Source organism: Saccharopolyspora gloriosae (assembly GCF_022828475.1).
In the GTDB taxonomy this organism is placed as follows: Bacteria; Actinomycetota; Actinomycetes; order Mycobacteriales; family Pseudonocardiaceae; genus Saccharopolyspora_C; species Saccharopolyspora_C gloriosae_A.
The window spans coordinates 3,002,052-3,019,951 of record NZ_CP059557.1; the positions used below are offsets into that span (position 1 = coordinate 3,002,052).

Consider the following 17,900-nt stretch of genomic DNA (forward strand, 5'->3'; position numbering starts at 1 on the left):
TTCCACGACTTCGTCCAGCACGAGCGGTTGCCGACCCCCGCGAGCGGTTCGGTGGCCAGCGCGGCCAACGCACGTGTTCGGCCCGAACGCCCTGGTCGGTTAGCAGCACTCGAATCCGTCCGGGTGGCCGCCCGACCGCCCGCGCGAGAATCTCCAAGGAGGCCGGGATGCGCGTTACAGCTGCTGTCGCCAGGGACGAGGGTCAGCCGTTCATGCTCGAAGAACTTGAGCTGGATTCACCGCGGCCGGACGAGGTTCTCGTCGAGGTGCACGCCGTAGGGCTGTGCCGGACCGACATTTCGCTCCGCGACCAGTGGATGCGGATTCCGCTGCCTGCGGTGCTCGGACACGAAGGGGCCGGCGTGGTAGCGCGGGTCGGGGCCGACGTCACCAAGGTGCGGCCCGGCGACAAGGTGGTCATGACCTTCGGGTCCTGCGGCCGCTGTCGCTACTGCGAGAGCGGCCACCCCGCCTATTGCGTCGAGCTGCTGGAGCGAAACGTCAGCGGAAGCAGGCCGGACGGGACCAACGCCCTGCACTGCGATGTCGAGCACGGTGAGATGCACGGTTTCTTCATCAGCCAGTCCTCCTTCGCCACGCACGCCATCGCCAGCGAACGCAGCATCGTGCGCGTCGCCGACGACACCGACCTGGAGATGGCCGGACCGATCGGCTGCGGGATCCAGACGGGTGCCGGAGCCGTGATCAACCGGCTGCGCCCGGAGGCCGGGTCGGCCATCGCGGTGTTCGGCGTGGGCGCGGTCGGCATGGCCGCCGTGATGGCCGCGAGGCTGGTCGGTTGCGCCACGATCATCGCGGTCGACGTGCAGCCGGACCGGCTCGACCTCGCCAGGGAACTCGGCGCGACGCACCTCATCGACGCCGGCCGGGTCAACCCGGTCAGTGCCATTCAGACGATCACCGATGGCGGAGTCGCCTACACCGTGGAGACCACTGCGGTACCGGAGGTCGCGCGGCAAGCGGTCTACAGCCTTGCGCCGCTCGGCACCTGCGCGATCCTCGGTCTCGGCCCCGCGGGTGCCGAACTGTCGATCGACATGACCAACCTGCTGCTTCCCGGGCGGACCGTGACCGGAGTGACCTGGGGCGACAGCCGGCCCGACGAATTGATCCCGCAACTGCTGGAACTCCACGGGCAGGGCCGGTTCCCGGTGGATCGGTTGATCGACACCTATTCCCTGATGGACATCAACAAGGCCGTCGAAGATCTTGAAGTGGGCAAATGCCTCAAGGCGGTGCTGAAGCCGTGTTCGCTGCCCGCCCGGGGAATGTCCGCTGCTGGCCAGGAAAAGCACAATAGACAGGTCCGGAGGGCGGATGCGATAACGGCCGAATGGCCGAAGATCGCCTGATGGCAGCGTGGTGAGTGGCCACGAAAAGACCTCCGACTGGCCTATCCGCTTCTACTACACTGACCCTGCTCTGCGCAGCGACGCGCCGGGGAAGGGGACATCACGGAGTGTGTGCTCAGGTCAGGGAGCTCGGCGATGGCTTGACCAGTTTCGTCGGTCGCAAGCGGGAGCTGGCCGAGATCACGCGGTTGCTCGGTGAATCTCGGCTGGTCACGCTCACCGGTGTCGGTGGTGTCGGCAAGACGCGCTTGGCGGTGCGCGTGGCGGACCGGATGCGGCAGGAATTTCCCGACGGTGTCTGGCTGGTGGAGCTCGCGAAGGTCAGCGAGCCGGCGCTGGTCCCGCACGTCGTCGCGGAGGCGCTCGGTGTCCCGGACCAGTCGACGCGGTCCCGTGAGGAGGCACTGCTCGAATTCCTCGGCGAGCGGCGGTTGTTGCTCATCATGGACAACTGCGAGCATCTCCTCGGCGCCTGCGCGGTGCTGGTCGCGAAGCTGGTGCGCGAGGACAACCGGGTCGTTGTGCTCGCCACCAGTCGGGAAGTGCTCGGGCTCCTCGGCGAGTGCAGCTGGCCCGTGCCACCGATGTCCATCCCGGACCTGGCGAACCTAGCGCCGTCGCGCGGCGGCTACGTGTACGGGCACGAGGCGCTCGACTTGTTCGAGGAACGCGCGCGCACGGTGCTGCCCGACTTCCGCCTCGATTCCGCCTCCAAGCAGGCGGTTTCCAAGCTGTGCCAGGGATTGGACGGGTTACCGCTGGCGATCGAGCTGGCGGCGGTGCGGATGCGGTCCATGTCGGTGGAGCAGATCTTCGAGCGGCTCCGCGACCGGTACCGGTTGCTGAGCTCCGGCAACCGGGGCGGCCCAGCGCGGCACCAGACGCTGCGCGCCGCCGTCGACTGGAGCTTCGACCTGTGCACCGAGCAGGAGCGGGCGTTGTGGGCCAGGCTGGCGATCTTCGCGGGCGGCTTCGATCTCGAAGCGGCCGAAGCCGTGTGCACCGACGACACCATGGCCGCCGATGACGTGCTCGAACTGCTGGCGGACCTGGTGGACAAGTCGATCGTGCTCCGGGAGGGGGCCGGATCGGAGGTCCGATACCGGATGTTGGAGACGATTCGGGCGTACGGCAGGGAAAAACTGGCCGCCGCGGGCGCGGAGCGCACCCTCCTGCGGCGGCATCGCGACTACTACCTCCGGCTCGCCGAACGGCTCGACGAGAACTGGTTCGGTCCCGACCAGTTCTACTGGTGGGACAGGTTGCAGCGCGAGCAGGCCAACTTGTGGGCGGCGCTTGACTTCTGCCTGACCACGCCCGGCGAAGAAGCCGTGGGGATGCACATGGTGGGCGCCCTGTGCTTCTACTGGAACGCCTGCGGCCACTTGCAGGACGGCCGCTATTGGCTGGGACGGGCCATGACGGCCGATCCGGGACTCACCGCCGCGCGGGCGAAGGCCCTATGGGTCACCGGTTACGCAGCCATGACCCAAGGCGACCATGCCGCGGCCAGGACCTGCTTCGACGAGTGCATGGAGCTGGCCGAGACGCTCGGAGACGAACGTGCGCGCGCGTTGACCTTCCAGTTCCGGGGATCGTCCGAGCAGTTCACCGGCAATCTCGAGCGCGCGGAGCCGTTGCTGGTGGAGGCGGTCGAGTTCCACCGCGGTGCCGGGATCGTCGACGCGCTTACCGTGCTGGGCGTGGCGCAGCTCGCCTTCGTGTCCTGCCTGCTCGGGACCACCGATCGCGCCATCGAGCTCTGCGAGGAATGCCGGGTCACCAGCGAGGCGCACGGGGAGCGGTGGGCGCTCTCGTGGGGGTTGTGGGTGTCCGGCCTCGCCAGGTGGACCCGCGGCGAGTACGCGATGGCGGCGGAAGCGTTGCAGGGGTCGCTGGACGTGAAGAGCGCGTTGAACGATCGGCTGGGCATCTCGGCGGCTTTCGAGCTGCTGGCATGGGTCGCCGTCGAGGAAGGAGACGCGGGGCGGGCGGCGCAGCTGTTCGGCGTCAGTCGGACGGCGTGGGCCACGGTCGGCGATCCGCTGTTCGGCTCGCAGGCGTTGGTGGACACCCACGACCGCTACGAGGCACGGGTACGCGGCGAGCTCGGTGACAGCGCGTTCGAGGAGGGTGCGCGGCGCGGTGAGCAGCTGAAGATCACCGATGCCATGGCGCTGGCCAGGATCGATCACCGGGAGAAGGTGGGCTCCGGCATCCCAAACCTGACTCGTCGCGAGCGCGAGGTCGCGCGGTTGCTCGCGAAAGGCCTCACGAACCGGGAGATCGCCGACCGGCTGGTGATCTCCCAGCGCACGGTCGAGGGTCACGTCGAGAACGTGCTCGGCAAGATGGGCGTCAAGTCCCGCACCCAGGTGGCCATCTGGTTCACCAGCCGGGACCTCGGTTAGGCAGTCGCCGCTCCGCGTCCGGCCCGAGCGTGGCTGCCAGGAACCCAGGCGGAGCCTTGACTGGCGATGTCGACGTTATTTGGAACATGATGTTAATGGGTGTAGTGCTTCCTGTTGTCGTGGAACGTTGAGCGCATCAAGTTCGTCCTAAGTGGACTTAGGAAGCTTTCGGCGTACGCTCTGACTTGCACAAACGATGATATGAAACGGGGATGAGTCCGACTGGGGGTGTCGGCGGCCGGTGACTTGTTGCGGTCCAACGCCTGGCAAGGCAGTTTTGCGGGGTTATTTGATACATGGATTGATTGTGAGTGCACCGCGACGTAGTATGTTTTCTGTTGGTGCCCACCGGCTCGGACCCGGTTCGAGCCGGTGGGCATGGGTGTTGGCGCGGATGCGCGGGGAGCCTGCCGGCGCCGGGCCGATCGTTCGGCGCCGGCAAGGTGCGCCGCAGAGCACCGCGCCCGGGTCGTTCCGGCTCACAAGGAGGTTGGCGTGCGCACTTCGGTCGAGCAGCTGAACCGGGTGGTGATCCGGTTCGCGGGCGATTCCGGCGACGGGATGCAGCTCACCGGCGATCGGTTCACCTCGGAGACGGCGTTGTTCGGCAACGACTTCGCCACGCTGCCCAACTTCCCGGCGGAGATCCGGGCTCCGCACGGCACGTTGCCCGGTGTGTCGTCGTTCCAGCTGCACTTCGCCGACAGCGACATCGCCACGCCCGGCGACCGGCCGGACGTCCTGGTGGCGATGAACCCGGCCGCGCTGAAGGCCAACATCGCCGATCTTCCGGCGGGCGGGACGCTGATCGTCAACTCCGACGAGTTCACCAAGCGGAACCTGACCAAGGTCGGATACGACGCCGACCCGCTGGGCGACGAGTCGCTGGAGTCCTTCGCGGTGCACCAAGTGGCGATGGGCACCTTGACCCGCGGTGCGCTCGCGGAATCCGGCCTGTCGAAGAAGGAGGCCGAGCGTTCCAAGAACATGTTCGCGCTCGGCCTGCTGTCCTGGATGTACAACCGGCCCGGCGAGGGAACCGAGCGGTTCCTCCGGGAGAAGTTCGCCAAGAAGCCGGACATCGCCGAGGCCAACGTGCAGGCGTTCCGGGCGGGGTGGAACTACGGCGAGACGACCGAGGCGTTCGCTGTCAGCTACGAAGTCGCACCCGCCAAGCTCGCCCCCGGCGCCTACCGGCAGATCACCGGCAACACCGCGCTTGCGTACGGGATCGTGGCCGCCTCGCGGTGCTCCGAGCTGCCGGTCCTGCTGGGCACCTATCCCATCACTCCTGCTTCGGACATCCTGCACGAACTGGCCAAGCACAAGAACTTCGGCATCACGACCTTCCAAGCGGAAGACGAGATCGCCGGGGTCGGGGCCGCGGTCGGGCACGCCTTCGGCGGCGGTCTCGGCATGACCTCGACGTCCGGGCCGGGGCTGGCGCTGAAGTCGGAGATGATCGGCCTCGCGGTGATGACCGAGCTTCCGCTGGTGGTGCTGGGAATCCAGCGAGGCGGCCCGTCCACCGGCCTGCCCACCAAGACCGAGCAGGCCGACCTGCTGCAGGCCATGTACGGCCGGAACGGGGAGTCGCCGGTCGTCGTGCTGGCGCCGGACTCGCCGGCGGACTGCTTCGCCGCGGTGCTGGAGGCCTCGCGCATCGCGCTGAAGTACCGGACCCCGGTGGTGCTGCTGTCGGACGGCTACATCGCCAACGGCTCCGAGCCGTGGCTGATCCCGGACGTGGCCGAGCTGCCCGATCTGCGAACTCCGTTCGCGGTCACGAGCAATGCCACGGACGGATCAGGGGAGTTCTGGCCTTACCTGCGAGATCCGGACACGCTGGCCCGGCCATGGGCGGTGCCCGGCACGCCCGGCCTGCAGCACCGGATCGGCGGGCTGGAGAAGGAGGACGTGACGGGCGGGATCTCCTACGACCCGGACAACCACGACAAGATGGTCCGGCTCCGCCAAGCCAAAGTGGACGGGATCGACGTGCCGGACGTCGAGGTCGACGATCCCGGCGGCCGTGCCACCGCGCTGGTCCTGGGCTGGGGGTCGACGCGCGGTCCGATCAGTGCTGCCGTGCGGCGAATCCGCGGCCTCGGCCACGACGTGGCGCACGCCCACCTGCGCCATCTGAATCCGTTTCCGGCCAATCTGGGTTTGCTGCTGCACCGCTACGAGCGCGTGCTGATCCCGGAGATGAACCTCGGTCAACTGGCCACCCTGATCCGAGCCAGGTACCTCATCGATTGCGACGGCTACACCAAGGTCGCCGGACTGCCGTTCCAGGCCGAGGAGCTCGAGGGTGTCCTCCGCGAATTCCTAGAGGGAGTGCGAGCATGACCACGGACCTAGGCCTGCCGCTCGTCGGCGGGCAGCACGACGTTCCCGGCAGCGCCGAACCGCAGAAGGCCAAGGACTACAAGTCCGACCAGGAGGTCCGCTGGTGCCCGGGCTGCGGCGATTACGTCGTGCTCAACGCGGTGCAGTCGTTCCTGCCGACGCTGGGGCTCAAGCGTGAGAACATCGTGTTCATCTCGGGAATCGGGTGCTCGTCGCGATTCCCGTACTACATGAACACCTACGGGATGCATTCGATCCACGGCCGCGCGCCGACGATCGCCACCGGGCTGGCGCTGTCCCGTCCGGACCTGTCGATCTGGGTGGTCACCGGGGACGGGGACGCGCTCTCCATCGGCGGCAATCACCTGATCCATGCGCTGCGGCGCAACGTGAACATGACGATCCTGCTGTTCAACAACCGGATCTACGGTCTGACGAAGGGCCAGTACTCGCCGACCTCGGAGCCGGGAAAGGTCACGAAGTCGACGCCCGTGGGGTCGGTGGACCACCCGTTCAACCCGATTTCGCTGGCGCTGGGCGCTGAAGCCACCTTCGTGGCGCGGACGATCGACTCCGACCGCACGATGCTCACCGACGTGCTACAGGCCGCGGCCGATCACCGCGGGGCCTCGCTGGTCGAGATCTACCAGAACTGCCCGGTTTTCAACGACGGCGCGTTCGACGTGCTCACCGACAAGGTGGAGTCGGAACGCCGCATCATCCCGCTCCGCGACGGCGAACCGGTGCGGTTCGGCCCCAAAGCCGCCGACGGAGCGGGGGAGTTCGGCGTGGTGCGCGATTCCGCCACCGGGGCACTCGCCGTCCGCGGCGTCGCCGATACCGGCGCGGACGCCGTCCTGCGGCACGACCCGGCAGCGGACGACCCGACGCAGGCGTTCGGGCTGTCCCGCCTGACCGATCACGACCTGGGCTACGCCGTCACCGGAATCTTCCGGCGGGTGCGGCGCCCCTCGTACGACGACCTCGTCCGCGAGCAGGTGCAGGCGGCAGGGGGCGGCGAACGCGCCGATCTCCAGTCCCTGTTGAACGGAACCGACACCTGGACGGTCTCCCCGTGACGGCGGGGTGAAGTCCCCAGCCGCAGATCAGAGCTCGAACCCATCCCGGAGCGGCCACGCAGTCCGAGGGCGTTCCCGGCGATTGATCGACCGCGCCCGCGGAGCGGCCGCGGCGGTCCCCTTTCCTCGCATCGCACCCGGAAATCGGAGGTCTGTGATCATGGTTCGCAACCGTGGGCCGCGGCGACGTGGCATATCCGCGCACGGATTCGGCGCGCAGCGCCGGATGCGGTGCTACCAGGCGGCCGCGCTGGCCGGAATGCTGGCGCTCGGGGCGGCCGATCAAACACCCTGGGCGAGCGAGGCGGACGTCGAAGCGAGCGGTTCGAACGCCGCGCACGGCACGCCGCCGCCCCGGAACACGGCGGTGCCCGAGCCACTTTTGGCTGCACAGCCCGCCGCCGTGCCCGAGCGACCGGGCGAGGGCCCCCGCGCGCTCGAAGCCCGCGCGGCCCCGGCCACCCCGAAATACGGCATTCCCGCGACGGTGCTCGACTCCTACCTGCGCGCGGTCGACGCCCAGCAGCGGGACGACCCGGGCTGCGGAATCGCCTGGTCGCTGCTGGCCGGCATCGGCAAGGTCGAGTCCGGGCATGCCCGCGGCGGCGACGTGACCCCCGAGGGCGACCTGATTCACCCGATCTACGGCCCGGCGCTGGACGGGACGAACGGGACGGCTTCGATCCAGCACGGTGGGCAATCAGCGCGCGCCGCCGGCTCGATGCAGTTCATCCCGTCCTCGTGGGCGCGGTGGGCCGCGGACGGCAATCACGACGGATCGAAGGACCCGCAGAACGTCCACGACGCCTCGCTGGCGGCTGCCCGCTACCTGTGCGGGGGAGGTCGTGACCTGACGACCTCGGAGGACCTGCGCGCCGCGATCTTCAGCTACAACCACTCGCAGGATTACGTCAACCTGGTGCTCAGCTGGATGCGGGCCTACGAGAGCGGAGGCGGCGGCGTTCCCGATGAGCACACCTCGTCCGAGCTGCTGACCCTCGCCGCGTTCGAATCGCCCAGCGACCCCGGCAGCGAGCCCTCGGCACCGGCGGCCCCGCCCGCTGAGCCGCCTCCTGCGGCGGAGCAGCCGCAGAACCCGGCCCCGCCGCCGGAATCCCAGCCGGAAGACCCCGAACCGCCGCAGAATGACGGCCCTGCCCCAGCGCCGTCGCCCGCACCCGGGAAGGGGGTCCTGCAGCCGGTGAAACAGCTCCTCCCGCCGCCGGTGAACGACGCTGTCGCGCCGGTCCTCCAGCCGGTGGAGCACGTCGTCGGGCAGTTGCCCGTGCAGGACCTTCTCGGCGGAGACCGCTGAGCGAACTACGCCGGTGGGCACGGTTCCGCACGGCGCCAGCCACGAGTGAGTCATCCGAGGTGGTACGCGGTCGTCCTCAAGCGGCCGGGAATCGAAAGGACGCAATCGTGACCTACGTGATCGCCGAGCCGTGCGTGGACGTGCTCGACAAGACGTGCATCGACGAATGCCCGGTGGATTGCATCTACGAGGGCGGGCGGATGCTCTACATCCACCCCGATGAGTGCGTCGACTGCGGTGCCTGCGAGCCGGTGTGCCCGGTGGAGGCCATCTACTACGAGGACGACGTCCCGGAGGAGTGGGGCGCCTACACCAAGGCCAACGCGGACTTCTTCGTCGAGGCGGAGGTTTCCGGCGGCGGTTCGAAGGTGGGCAAGACGGACCTCGATGTCAAGCCGATCGTCGAGCTGCCCGCTCGGGCGGCCGACCACTGAACCGCTGCGATGACGAACCCCTGCGGCTCCGCGCGGTGCCCCGATCCAGCGCGGAGCAGCTGGGATTTCCGGCGCCACCAACGGAAATCCCGGGCGGTGCCGGGGCGGGCGAGCGCTGTCCGCCCCGGCGGTGCCTCAGCTGTGCGATCCCGGGGCGAGGCGGTCGAGCACGGCGGCCGCCTCGTCGGCCATGGCGGGGACGAACTCGGCGACCTTGATCATGTCCTGGATCGCGCCGGCGACCTGTCCGGCGAGGACGAGCCCGTCCTCCACGTCCCCCTCGGTCTGCGCGCGCTGCATGGATTCGATCTTCCACCGCAGGAGCTCAGCCGCATCGGTGGTCTCCCCGTGATCCTCGGCGAGGCGCAGGGACGCCCGATTGCGCAGCCCGCGGCACGGCCCGTACACGCCGGTGAAGGCGATGTCGTCGCCCTCCCGGGCCGTCAGGAGCGCCTGCGCGTAGGACGGGTGCCAGTCGGAGTTCTCCTCCGAGGCGATGAACCTGGTGCCCATCGCGACGGCGTCGGCTCCCATGCACAGCGCTGCCGCCAGGGTCCGCCCGTCCTTGGCTCCGCCGGAGAGCACCACGGGTACGTCGACGGCCGCGGTCACGCTGGGCACGAGCACGTACGTGTGCACTCCCTTGCTCGGGGCGTGCCCGCCCATCTCGAAACCGGCGGCGATGATCGCGTCGACTCCGGCCTGCTCGGCTTTGACGGCTTGGGCGGTGGAACCGACCTTGTGCTGGTGCAGCATGCCCGCGTCCTTGATCGGCGCAACGTACGCGCCGGGGAATCCGGCGGAGGTGGTCAGCACGGTCAGCCGCTCGGCGATCCGGTCGTCCTCTTCGCGAGCCTGGAGCGCGGTCTTGATGTAGGTGTCGGTGAATTCCAGGACCTGCCCGTCGCCGTCCACGCCGACCGGCACGTTGACCGCGAAGGGGTTGTCGGTCAGCGCGGCGCACTCCTCGATGTGCGCGCGGAACTCCCGGGCCCCTTCGGCGAGGTCGCGCGGGAAGCCGGGCATGCTCACGGTCCCGAGACCGCCTGCGTTGCTCACCGCCGCGGCGAGCTTGGGGGTGCGGAACGGCCCCAATCCCTCTTGCACGATCGGATGTTCGATGCCGGCCAGCCTGGTGTACCGGTTGCGGATCGGACCCATGGTCATCGGCTCCTCGAAGGTCGGTGGAAAGGCTCCGCGCCGGCCCGCGCGATGGGACTGTTCGCGCGCCGTGGCGCCCGCACGCCGGTGCGAGATGCGGACGGACGCGTGGCCGGACGAGCTTGGGATGCCAGAGAATTTACAGATGAGGGCCTGAAGTGTCCATGTCTGTATGACGTCGAGGGTTTCGTCGAGGGGCACGCGAGCCTCGGGAACTTATACATTTTTGGGCGCCGAGTATTGCAAAGTGTCCATGGTGAGGGCTACACATGGTGGAGCAAGCACGAACGGGAGATCGGTTCCCGCAGCTCGCCTCCGCCTCCCGCGAGGCGGAGGCCCGAGAAGGCAGGTGAACACGTGTCGGAGACACTCGCGGCCGCGCTGGCCCCGCTCGCCGAGGTTGCCGAGGACCCGGACGCCTACGTCGTGCGATGGAAGGAGCGCACCGGCGGCAAGGTGGTCGGGGCCTTCCCGATGAGCTTCCCGGGCGAGATCGCGCACGCCGCAGGGGCGCTACCGGTGGTGATCCAGGAGAACCGTGAACCCGACACGCACGGGCGCAACCTGCTCGCCGAGTTCTACTGCGGTTACACCCGCAACATCGCGGACTCCGCGGCCAAGGGGAACCTCGACATCTACGACGGGTTCTTCCTGGCCGACCACTGCATCCAGCTGCTCGGCGCGGTGGACGTGGTGCGGTTCGAGTCGCCGGAGAAGCCGATGTACTTCGGTCACCTGCCGACCTCGCTCGGCGATTCGTGGACCCCGGAGGACGCCCGGAAGATGATGCGGTCCTTCGTGGATGAGATGGGCGAGTTCGCCGGGGCTCCGGTGACGCCGGAGGCGTTGGCCCACAGCATCGCGGTGTTCAACGAGAATCGAAGGCTGCTGCGGGAGATCTTCGAGGCTCGCAGGTCGGGAAACGCCCAGTTCACCGCCGAGCAGATGCAGGTGCTGGTCAAGTCCAGCATGGTCATGGACAAGGCCGAGCACACTCGACTGCTCCGGCGGGTCATCGCGGAAGCCGCGGAAGTGCCGCGCGATGACCGGGTCCGGCTGTACTTGTCGGGCCATTTCAGCCACGCCCCGAAACCGGAACTCCTTCGGGCGATCGAGGATTGCGGTGCGCTTGTCGTGGACGACGACCTGTTCACCGGCATGCGGTACATCTCGACCGATGTGCCCGAGGACGTTGATGCCGTCGACGCACTCAGGGACTGGTACCTGCAGCGTGACGTCAACCTCCCCTGCGCGACGCTGGTCCAGCACGAGGCGGACTGGGAGGACTACCTCCTGAACTCCATCGACCGGAGCGGGGCGCAGGGCGTGATCGTCCTGCTGGTCAAGTTCTGCGAGCCGCACATGCTCTATTACCCCGAGCTGCGCAAGGCCCTGGACGAACGGGGCGTCCCGCACCTGCTCATCGAGACCGAGCACGAGGGTGTTCCGGAGGAGAACGTCCGGACCCGCGTGGAAGCGCTCGTGGAACGCATTCGCCGCAACCAGCTCGTCCGCTCCTGATATCTGAATTTGCTGTCGCTCTCGAAGTGCAGCCGCTCCCAATCGCAGGAAGTGATCACATGAGCACTCCAGTCATGGACAAGACCAGGCGTCTGGAAGTCAACAAAGCCGGTAGCAAGATGATCTCCGACTACTGGGACGGTGTCTTCAACGCACGTGAGCGCGGCGACCAGGTGGTCTGGTACAACGGCCAGGCACTGAACCCGATCTTCCAGGCGGCGGGCCTCGTGTGGTGCCACGGGGAGGCCTTCTCGGCGCGGCTGGCGGCGCAGCACCTGGAGGTGCCTGCCCAGCAGGCGGGCGAGGAGTACGGCTACCTCGGTGAGCTCTGCTCGTACTCCCGCACCCACCTGGGATGCGCGGTGCTCACCCAGAAGAGCCGCCAGGGCGAGGCGACCGGGATCGTGGGCATGCCCGAGCAGGAGCAGCTCGCCAGCAAGCTGCCCGCTCCCGACTTCTTCGTCAACGCCTACTCCGGGTGCAGCACCGGTCAGCAGTGGGACGACATCTCGTTCCGGGTGTTCGGCAAAGAGCTGCCGATGTTCAACGTCTCCTTGCCGTTCCTGTGGGGCAACAAGCCGGATTCCGGTTACCTCGTCGGTGAGGAGTGGGAACAGACCTCGCTGCACGTGGAGGACCAGCTCTACAAGCTGATCGACTTCATCGAGCACCAGACCGGGCGCCCCTTCGACTGGGACGCGCTGCGGCAGAACATGGCCTACATCAAGCGCGCTTCTGAACTCCGCCGCGAGGCGATGGCGCTGTGCGCGCTCACCCCCGCCCCGGCGACGTTCTGGGACTGGATCTCCAGCATCGCGCACATCAACTTCCTGCCGGCCAGCCAGGAGCTCGTGGACTTCTTCGCGGCGGTCAAGGCGGAGGTCGAGCGGCGCGTCGCCGAGGGGATCAGCGGCGTGCAGAACGAGCGCTACCGGCTCTACTTCGACGGCATCATGAACTGGAACAAGCTGGGCTGGCTCGCCAAGAAGTTCGCCGCCCACGACGTCGCCGTCATCGCCGGGCGCTACACCCACCACGCGTTCTGGCAGGAACCGCACATGATCGACCCGGAGAACCCGATTCCGGGCATGGCCAAGCACTACCTGCTGTGCCCGACCAACCACGGTACGAAGACGATCCAGAACCTGGTGCTAGGCGACTGCGAGAAGTACGGGGTGGACGGGATCGTGTTCCACTCCACCCGCACGTGCCGCGCCTTCACCAACCCGCAGCAGCTGGTCGCCAAGGCGGCCCAGCGCGACCTCGGCATCCCGTCCATCTTCTTCGAAGGTGACGTCGCGGATGCGTCGTTCTACAAGGACGAGATTCTGGAGAGCCGGCTGGTGGCGATGCTGGAGGGCATCGATTCGCGGCGCAGTCGCGACGTCACGGGCTGAGGAGTGCTCTCAGAACGGTCTGCGTAGTGGGTCGCTCAGCGGCTCCGCCGCTGACAAGACGACGAGCAAAACCATTCTGCAAGGACTCGTGATCGGTTGATCCGCGGACTTCTCGGAGGCGACGATGCCTGAGCACTTCATGGGTGTTGACCTGGGTTCGACGACGGCCAAGACGGTGATCGTCGACGACCTCGGTGGGATCGTCGCCTCCGAGGTCGTGCAGATGGGGGCGGTGAGCCGTGCGGGCCTGAGCCGTTCGGTCGACGCGGCGCTGCAGTCGGCCGGGCTCGCGGAATCCGATATCGCGCAGACCATCTCGACCGGTTACGGACGCCGCCTGGTCTCGGGTTCCGGTCGCACCTTCACCGAGATCACCTGCCACGCGCGCGGCGTCGCGGCGATGTGTCCGGGATTGCGGCTCGTGGTCGACATCGGCGGGCAGGACAGCAAGGCGATCCAGGTCGACGACGACGGAATCGCGGACAACTTCGCGATGAACGACCGCTGCGCGAGCGGGACCGGACGCTTCTTCGACGTCCTGGCCCGCGCGATCGAGTGCGACATCACCGAACTCCCCGAGTTGGCGCTGAACGGCGACAAGGACCTCGAGGTGAGCAGCATGTGCGCGACCTTCGCGGAGACGGAGCTCATCTCGCTGCTGGCGGCGGGGGAGCGGCGGGAGGACATCGCCGCGTCGGTGCACCGGGCGGTGTCGGGGCGCATGGCGGGCCTCGTGGCCCAGGTGGGAAAGCGGAGCCCGGTCGTGATGACCGGCGGGGTCGCCAAGAACGCCGCGGTGGTGCGGTTTTTGGAGGAGGCGCTGCGCGAGCCGATCACGGTGCCGAGGTGGCCGCAGATCACGGGTGCCTACGGCGCGGCGCTGCTGGCCCGGGACCGCGCCGATTCCCGGACGCGGAGTCCTGACTCCGAGGCGGACGAGCGCGCAACGCTGGTCACTTCCGGGGCGGCGACCCCGTCCTGCTCGACCTGCGGAGTGCCGGAGACGGTCGCCCCCACGCCCGATCACCCCATTCTCCCGATCCGGCCGGTCTGAACACCTGCACTCCCCGCTCCGGAAGCGCGAACTCCGCGGCGCGATGATCCCGGGCCGCACCAAGCCGAAATGGAAGGAATCACGACATGACCGATCGGGCGCACGAGGCGCTGCGAGCCGCTGACGGGTTCGACTTCTCCGAGACGGCGGTGGTCATCGCGGGCGGGACCTCCGGCGTGGGCTTGGCGACAGCGGTGTCCTTCGCGCAGGCGGGCTGCCGCCGGCTGGTGGTCCTGGGGCGAAACGAGGAGCGCGGCAAGCGGGCGGTCGGCCACGTGCAGGAGAACGTTCCGGGCGCCGAGCTCGAATTCGTGCCGACCGACGCCAACGATCCCGCAGCCGCGGAGGAGGCCGCCCGGGAGGCGCACCGGCGGCTGGGGGCGCTGGACGTGCTGGTCAACTCCACGGTGGCGCCGTACCAGCCGACGCTGCTGCGGAACACGCCCACGGAACAGGTCGCGAAGGTCCTGACCGAGCAAGCGCTGGGGCCGCTGCTGATGAGCCGCGCCGTGCTTCCGTTCATGGCGGAGCAGGGGAATGGTTCCATCATCAACATCGCCTCGGACGCGACCAAGGTGCCGACGCCGGGGGAAACCTGCATCGGCGCCGCGATGGGGGCGATCGCGACGTTCTCCCGGACCCTCGCGCTGGAGGCCAAGCGGGACGGAGTGCGGGTCAATGTCGTCACCCCGTCGCTGATCGTCGGCACCGGCTCCTACGACCGGGCGATGGACCAGGAGTTCAGCAAAAAGATCTTCGAACGCATCACCTCGCAGGCGCACCTCGGTGCCACCGAACCGGAAGACCTGGCCAACCTCGTGCTCTTCCTCGCCTCGCCGCTGTCCCGGCTGATCACCGGCCAGGTCATCAGCGTCAACGGCGGTATCTCCGTGGCCTGACAGCCCGGTTAGCCCGACAAGGAGGTCGGACTATGACAGCCCGAACACGTACCGACGATCCGCCGCGCTATTCCGTCGAGCGGAACCTGGCCCGGCGCTTCGACGAGAAGTTGCGGCGCAGAGCAGCCGGAGAACACCGCGGGCAGCAGCCCATCGAGGAGATGCGGGATCGGCTGGAGCGCTTCATCACCGCCCGGACGGAGAGTCCGTTCGCGGTCCAGGACTTCGCCCGGCTCTCCGGCGGAGGTGCCAACGAGTCGTACCGTTTCCGGCTCCTGCGCGGTGATCGCAGCGACGAGCTGGTGCTACGGGTGAAGGCGCCGTCGGGAATCTGCGTCACCGAGGTGGAGCGCGAGTTCCAGCTGCTGCAGGCGACGCACGGGGTGATCCCGGTGCCCGCGCCGCATTGGATGACCATTGACCCGAAGGATTTCGGCGAGCCGGCGTTGATCTGCGGCAGGGCGCCCGGCGTCCCGTCCCCGACGGAGGACGTTCCGCACGCGACCGGACTCGGCACCGCGTACGGTCCGCGATTGCGACGGCTGCTCGCCCCGCAGTTCGTCCAGTACCTGGCCAGGCTGCACGCACACGAGTGGTCCGGGTACGACCTGAGCGGCTTCGACCTGCCGCGGCCGGACACCACCGACGCGGTGGACTGGCGACTGGCGATGTGGAACCGGTCCTGGGACGAGGACGCGCTCGAACCCCACCCGACGGTCCTGCTGGCCCGGCAGTGGCTGGCCGAGAACCGGCCGGTCGTCGACCACGTCTCCTTGCTGCACGGGGACTACCGGAACGGGAACTTCCTGTTCGACGAGGAATCCGGGGACATCACGGCGATCCTGGATTGGGAGCTGGGGCATCTCGGGGACCGGCATTCGGACCTCGCCTACGCGATGCTGCCCGGCTGGGGCCACCCAGACGACTCCGGCCGCTACCTCAACTCCGGCCTGGTGCACACCGACACGTTCATCGCCGAGTACGAGCGGATATCCGGCCTCCCGGTGGACCGGGATCGGCTGGAGTACTACCTGGTTCTCAACCTGTACTGGGCGGTGGTCTCGCTGATCGGCACCGGGCCGCGCAACGCCGACGCGCGGATGACCGAGCTCGACGTCATGTACAACTTCATCTCCGGTCTCGGCGGCTATTTCGTCGGCGAGCTCAACCGGATACTGGCGAAGGACTGAGCATGGTTCCCACCGTCACCCAGCAATTGCGCTCGATGCGCCGCCGGTTCTGCGACACCATCCTGCCCGCGCTGCCCGCCGACGCTGAGTTCGCGCGGGAACAGGCGAATCTGATGCTCGCGACCTTCGACTGGTTGCTCGACACGCACGAACACGAATACCGGTACCAGGTCGTGGAGAACCACGAGTATCGCGCCCTGCTCGCCGCGTTGAGCGCGCTGACCGGTGGTGATCGGTCGCAGGTCGAAACCTGCTTGGCCGAGCCTGGACCGGCGCGCGACGAGGCGAGCGTGCCGCTGGCCGATCTCGCCGGACAGAACCGTCGGCTCAAGGAGCACGCCACGAGCCTGGCCTCGGCGTTGCTCGACGGCCCCGGTCCCAGCGCCGCGCGGACACTGCTCGCGAACGCGGCCCGCGCGCAAGGGGATCGCGAACTCGCCTACTACCGATCGACCGGCTTCCCGCAGAACGCAGCACCACTCGGGTCGAACCTCGACACCGCCCGCCACGGCTGACCTCCGACATCGATGTCGGGAAGGGAACGAGCAGCGTGAACGATCAGGTCAAGAACTTCGAACTGCAGGTAGACCAGGACCGTCTCGACGACCTCCGCGCTCGCCTGGAGCGCGTTCGGTGGCCCGGTGAACAGCCCGTCGAAGACTGGTCGCAGGGCGTCCCGCTGTCCTACATCCAGGACCTGGCCGCCTATTGGGCGGACGGATACGACTGGCGCCGGTGCGAGAGCAGGCTGAACGCCGCGCAGCAGTTCCGCACCGAGATCGACGGTGTGGACATCCACTTCCTGCACGCGCGGTCTCCGCACGAGGGAGCGCTCCCGCTGATCCTCACGCACGGCTGGCCCGGCTCGGTCCGCGAGTTCCTGGACCTGGTCGAACCGCTCACCAACCCGCCGGACCCGGCCGACGCCTTCCACGTCGTGATCCCGTCGCTGCCCGGTTTCGGCTTCAGCGGCCGGCCGAGCTCCACCGGGTGGGGAGTGAAGCACATCGCGGATGCGTGGGCGGAGCTGATGACCAGGCTCGGCTATCCGCGTTTCGGTGCGCACGGCGGGGATTGGGGCTCGGTGGTGTCCTCGCGGCTCGCGGCGGTGGCCCCGGACCGGGTCGTCGGCGTGCACCTGCCGATCCCGTACGTCGACCTCGCCGCCGAGCCGGACCCGCCGGAGTCGATGAACGACTTCGAGAAGCAGGGCGCGGCGATCAGCGCAGACTACGGGACCAGCGGCACCGGCTACTTCGTCGAGCAGATGACCAAACCGCAGACCCTCGGTTACGGCCTCGCCGACTCCCCGGTCGGCCAGCTCGCCTGGATCGTGGAGAAGTTCCACGGCTGGACCGACTGCGCCGGGCACCCGGAGAACGCGGTCGACCGGAATGCCCTGCTGGACAACGTGATGCTGTACTGGCTGTCGAACACCGGGGCGTCGGCGGCCCGGATCTACTGGGAGAGTCTCGCTGACCTGCCGCGGGATCAGATCACCGTGCCGACCGGCTGCTCGATCTTCCCGAAGGAGATGATCCGGGTGCCACGGGCACGCGCGGAGACCCGGTTGGTCAACATCCGGTACTGGAACGAGCTGCCGGCCGGCGGGCACTTCGCCTCGCTGGAGCAGCCGGAGATCTTCGTCGGAGAGCTGCGGAAGTTCTTCCGGCTCGTTCGCTGAGGAGCGGTTGCAGCGTGACCCGCGTGGTCG

Annotated in this window: 14 protein-coding genes; 13 read left to right on the plus strand and 1 reads right to left on the minus strand. The window is 68.3% G+C overall.

The genetic code is table 11. The annotated features are described in order from the left end of the window. Window positions 1-167 precede the first annotated feature (167 nt). From H2Q94_RS12795 to fdxA, 6 genes are all read left to right on the plus strand, one after another. On the plus strand, window positions 168-1,373 hold the full coding sequence (locus H2Q94_RS12795; RefSeq protein WP_243794895.1) for an NAD(P)-dependent alcohol dehydrogenase: 1,206 nt from the start codon (window positions 168-170) through the stop codon (window positions 1,371-1,373). Window positions 1,374-1,513: 140 nt separating this feature from the next. Further along, window positions 1,514-3,784, plus strand: a complete 2,271-nt coding sequence (locus H2Q94_RS30650) for an ATP-binding protein (RefSeq protein WP_309501154.1) — start codon at window positions 1,514-1,516, stop codon at window positions 3,782-3,784. Window positions 3,785-4,279: 495 nt separating this feature from the next. Beyond that, window positions 4,280-6,136: a 2-oxoacid:acceptor oxidoreductase subunit alpha gene (locus tag H2Q94_RS12810; protein WP_243794897.1), complete on the plus strand. Its 1,857-nt coding sequence runs from the start codon at window positions 4,280-4,282 to the stop codon at window positions 6,134-6,136. Further along, a complete protein-coding gene (locus H2Q94_RS12815) occupies window positions 6,133-7,215 on the plus strand; it encodes a 2-oxoacid:ferredoxin oxidoreductase subunit beta (protein ID WP_243794899.1) in 1,083 nt (360 codons plus the stop codon). Before H2Q94_RS12810 ends, H2Q94_RS12815 begins: the two co-directional genes overlap by 4 nt. Window positions 7,216-7,375: 160 nt before the next feature. Further along, entirely contained in the window at window positions 7,376-8,530 is a 1,155-nt protein-coding gene (locus H2Q94_RS12820; RefSeq protein ID WP_243794902.1) for a lytic transglycosylase domain-containing protein, read from the plus strand. Window positions 8,531-8,637: 107 nt separating this feature from the next. After that, window positions 8,638-8,964: a ferredoxin gene (gene fdxA, locus H2Q94_RS12825; RefSeq protein WP_243794904.1), complete on the plus strand. Its 327-nt coding sequence runs from the start codon at window positions 8,638-8,640 to the stop codon at window positions 8,962-8,964. 135 nt (window positions 8,965-9,099) lie between these two features. On the opposite strand, the gene H2Q94_RS12830 is transcribed toward fdxA, so the two are convergent. Further along, on the minus strand, window positions 9,100-10,131 hold the full coding sequence (locus H2Q94_RS12830; protein WP_243794905.1) for an NAD(P)H-dependent flavin oxidoreductase: 1,032 nt from the start codon (window positions 10,129-10,131) through the stop codon (window positions 9,100-9,102). Between the two features lie 351 nt (window positions 10,132-10,482). Between H2Q94_RS12830 and H2Q94_RS12835 the strand changes: the two genes are divergently transcribed. The 7 genes from H2Q94_RS12835 (at window position 10,483) to H2Q94_RS12865 (ending at window position 17,870) form a co-directional block, all read left to right on the plus strand. Continuing rightward, window positions 10,483-11,646, plus strand: coding sequence for a 2-hydroxyacyl-CoA dehydratase subunit D (locus H2Q94_RS12835; protein WP_243794906.1), 1,164 nt, complete (start codon window positions 10,483-10,485; stop codon window positions 11,644-11,646). Window positions 11,647-11,705: 59 nt separating this feature from the next. Next, window positions 11,706-13,043 carry a 2-hydroxyacyl-CoA dehydratase subunit D gene (locus H2Q94_RS12840; protein ID WP_243794907.1) on the plus strand — a complete coding sequence of 446 codons (1,338 nt, stop codon included), beginning with the start codon at window positions 11,706-11,708 and terminating at the stop codon, window positions 13,041-13,043. Window positions 13,044-13,167: 124 nt separating this feature from the next. Continuing rightward, complete coding sequence (locus tag H2Q94_RS12845) at window positions 13,168-14,097, plus strand: acyl-CoA dehydratase activase (RefSeq protein ID WP_243794908.1); 930 nt, start codon at window positions 13,168-13,170, stop codon at window positions 14,095-14,097. An 86-nt stretch (window positions 14,098-14,183) separates the two neighbouring features. After that, on the plus strand, window positions 14,184-14,996 hold the full coding sequence (locus H2Q94_RS12850) for an SDR family NAD(P)-dependent oxidoreductase (protein ID WP_243794910.1): 813 nt from the start codon (window positions 14,184-14,186) through the stop codon (window positions 14,994-14,996). A gap of 32 nt (window positions 14,997-15,028) precedes the next feature. Then, complete coding sequence (locus H2Q94_RS12855; RefSeq protein ID WP_243794912.1) at window positions 15,029-16,186, plus strand: phosphotransferase family protein; 1,158 nt, start codon at window positions 15,029-15,031, stop codon at window positions 16,184-16,186. Window positions 16,187-16,188: 2 nt separating this feature from the next. Further along, window positions 16,189-16,701 (plus strand): hypothetical protein, encoded by a 513-nt coding sequence (locus tag H2Q94_RS12860; RefSeq protein ID WP_243794914.1) that lies wholly within the window; start codon window positions 16,189-16,191, stop codon window positions 16,699-16,701. Between the two features lie 35 nt (window positions 16,702-16,736). Beyond that, window positions 16,737-17,870 carry an epoxide hydrolase family protein gene (locus tag H2Q94_RS12865; RefSeq protein ID WP_243794916.1) on the plus strand — a complete coding sequence of 378 codons (1,134 nt, stop codon included), beginning with the start codon at window positions 16,737-16,739 and terminating at the stop codon, window positions 17,868-17,870. The last annotated feature ends 30 nt before the right edge of the window (window positions 17,871-17,900 follow it).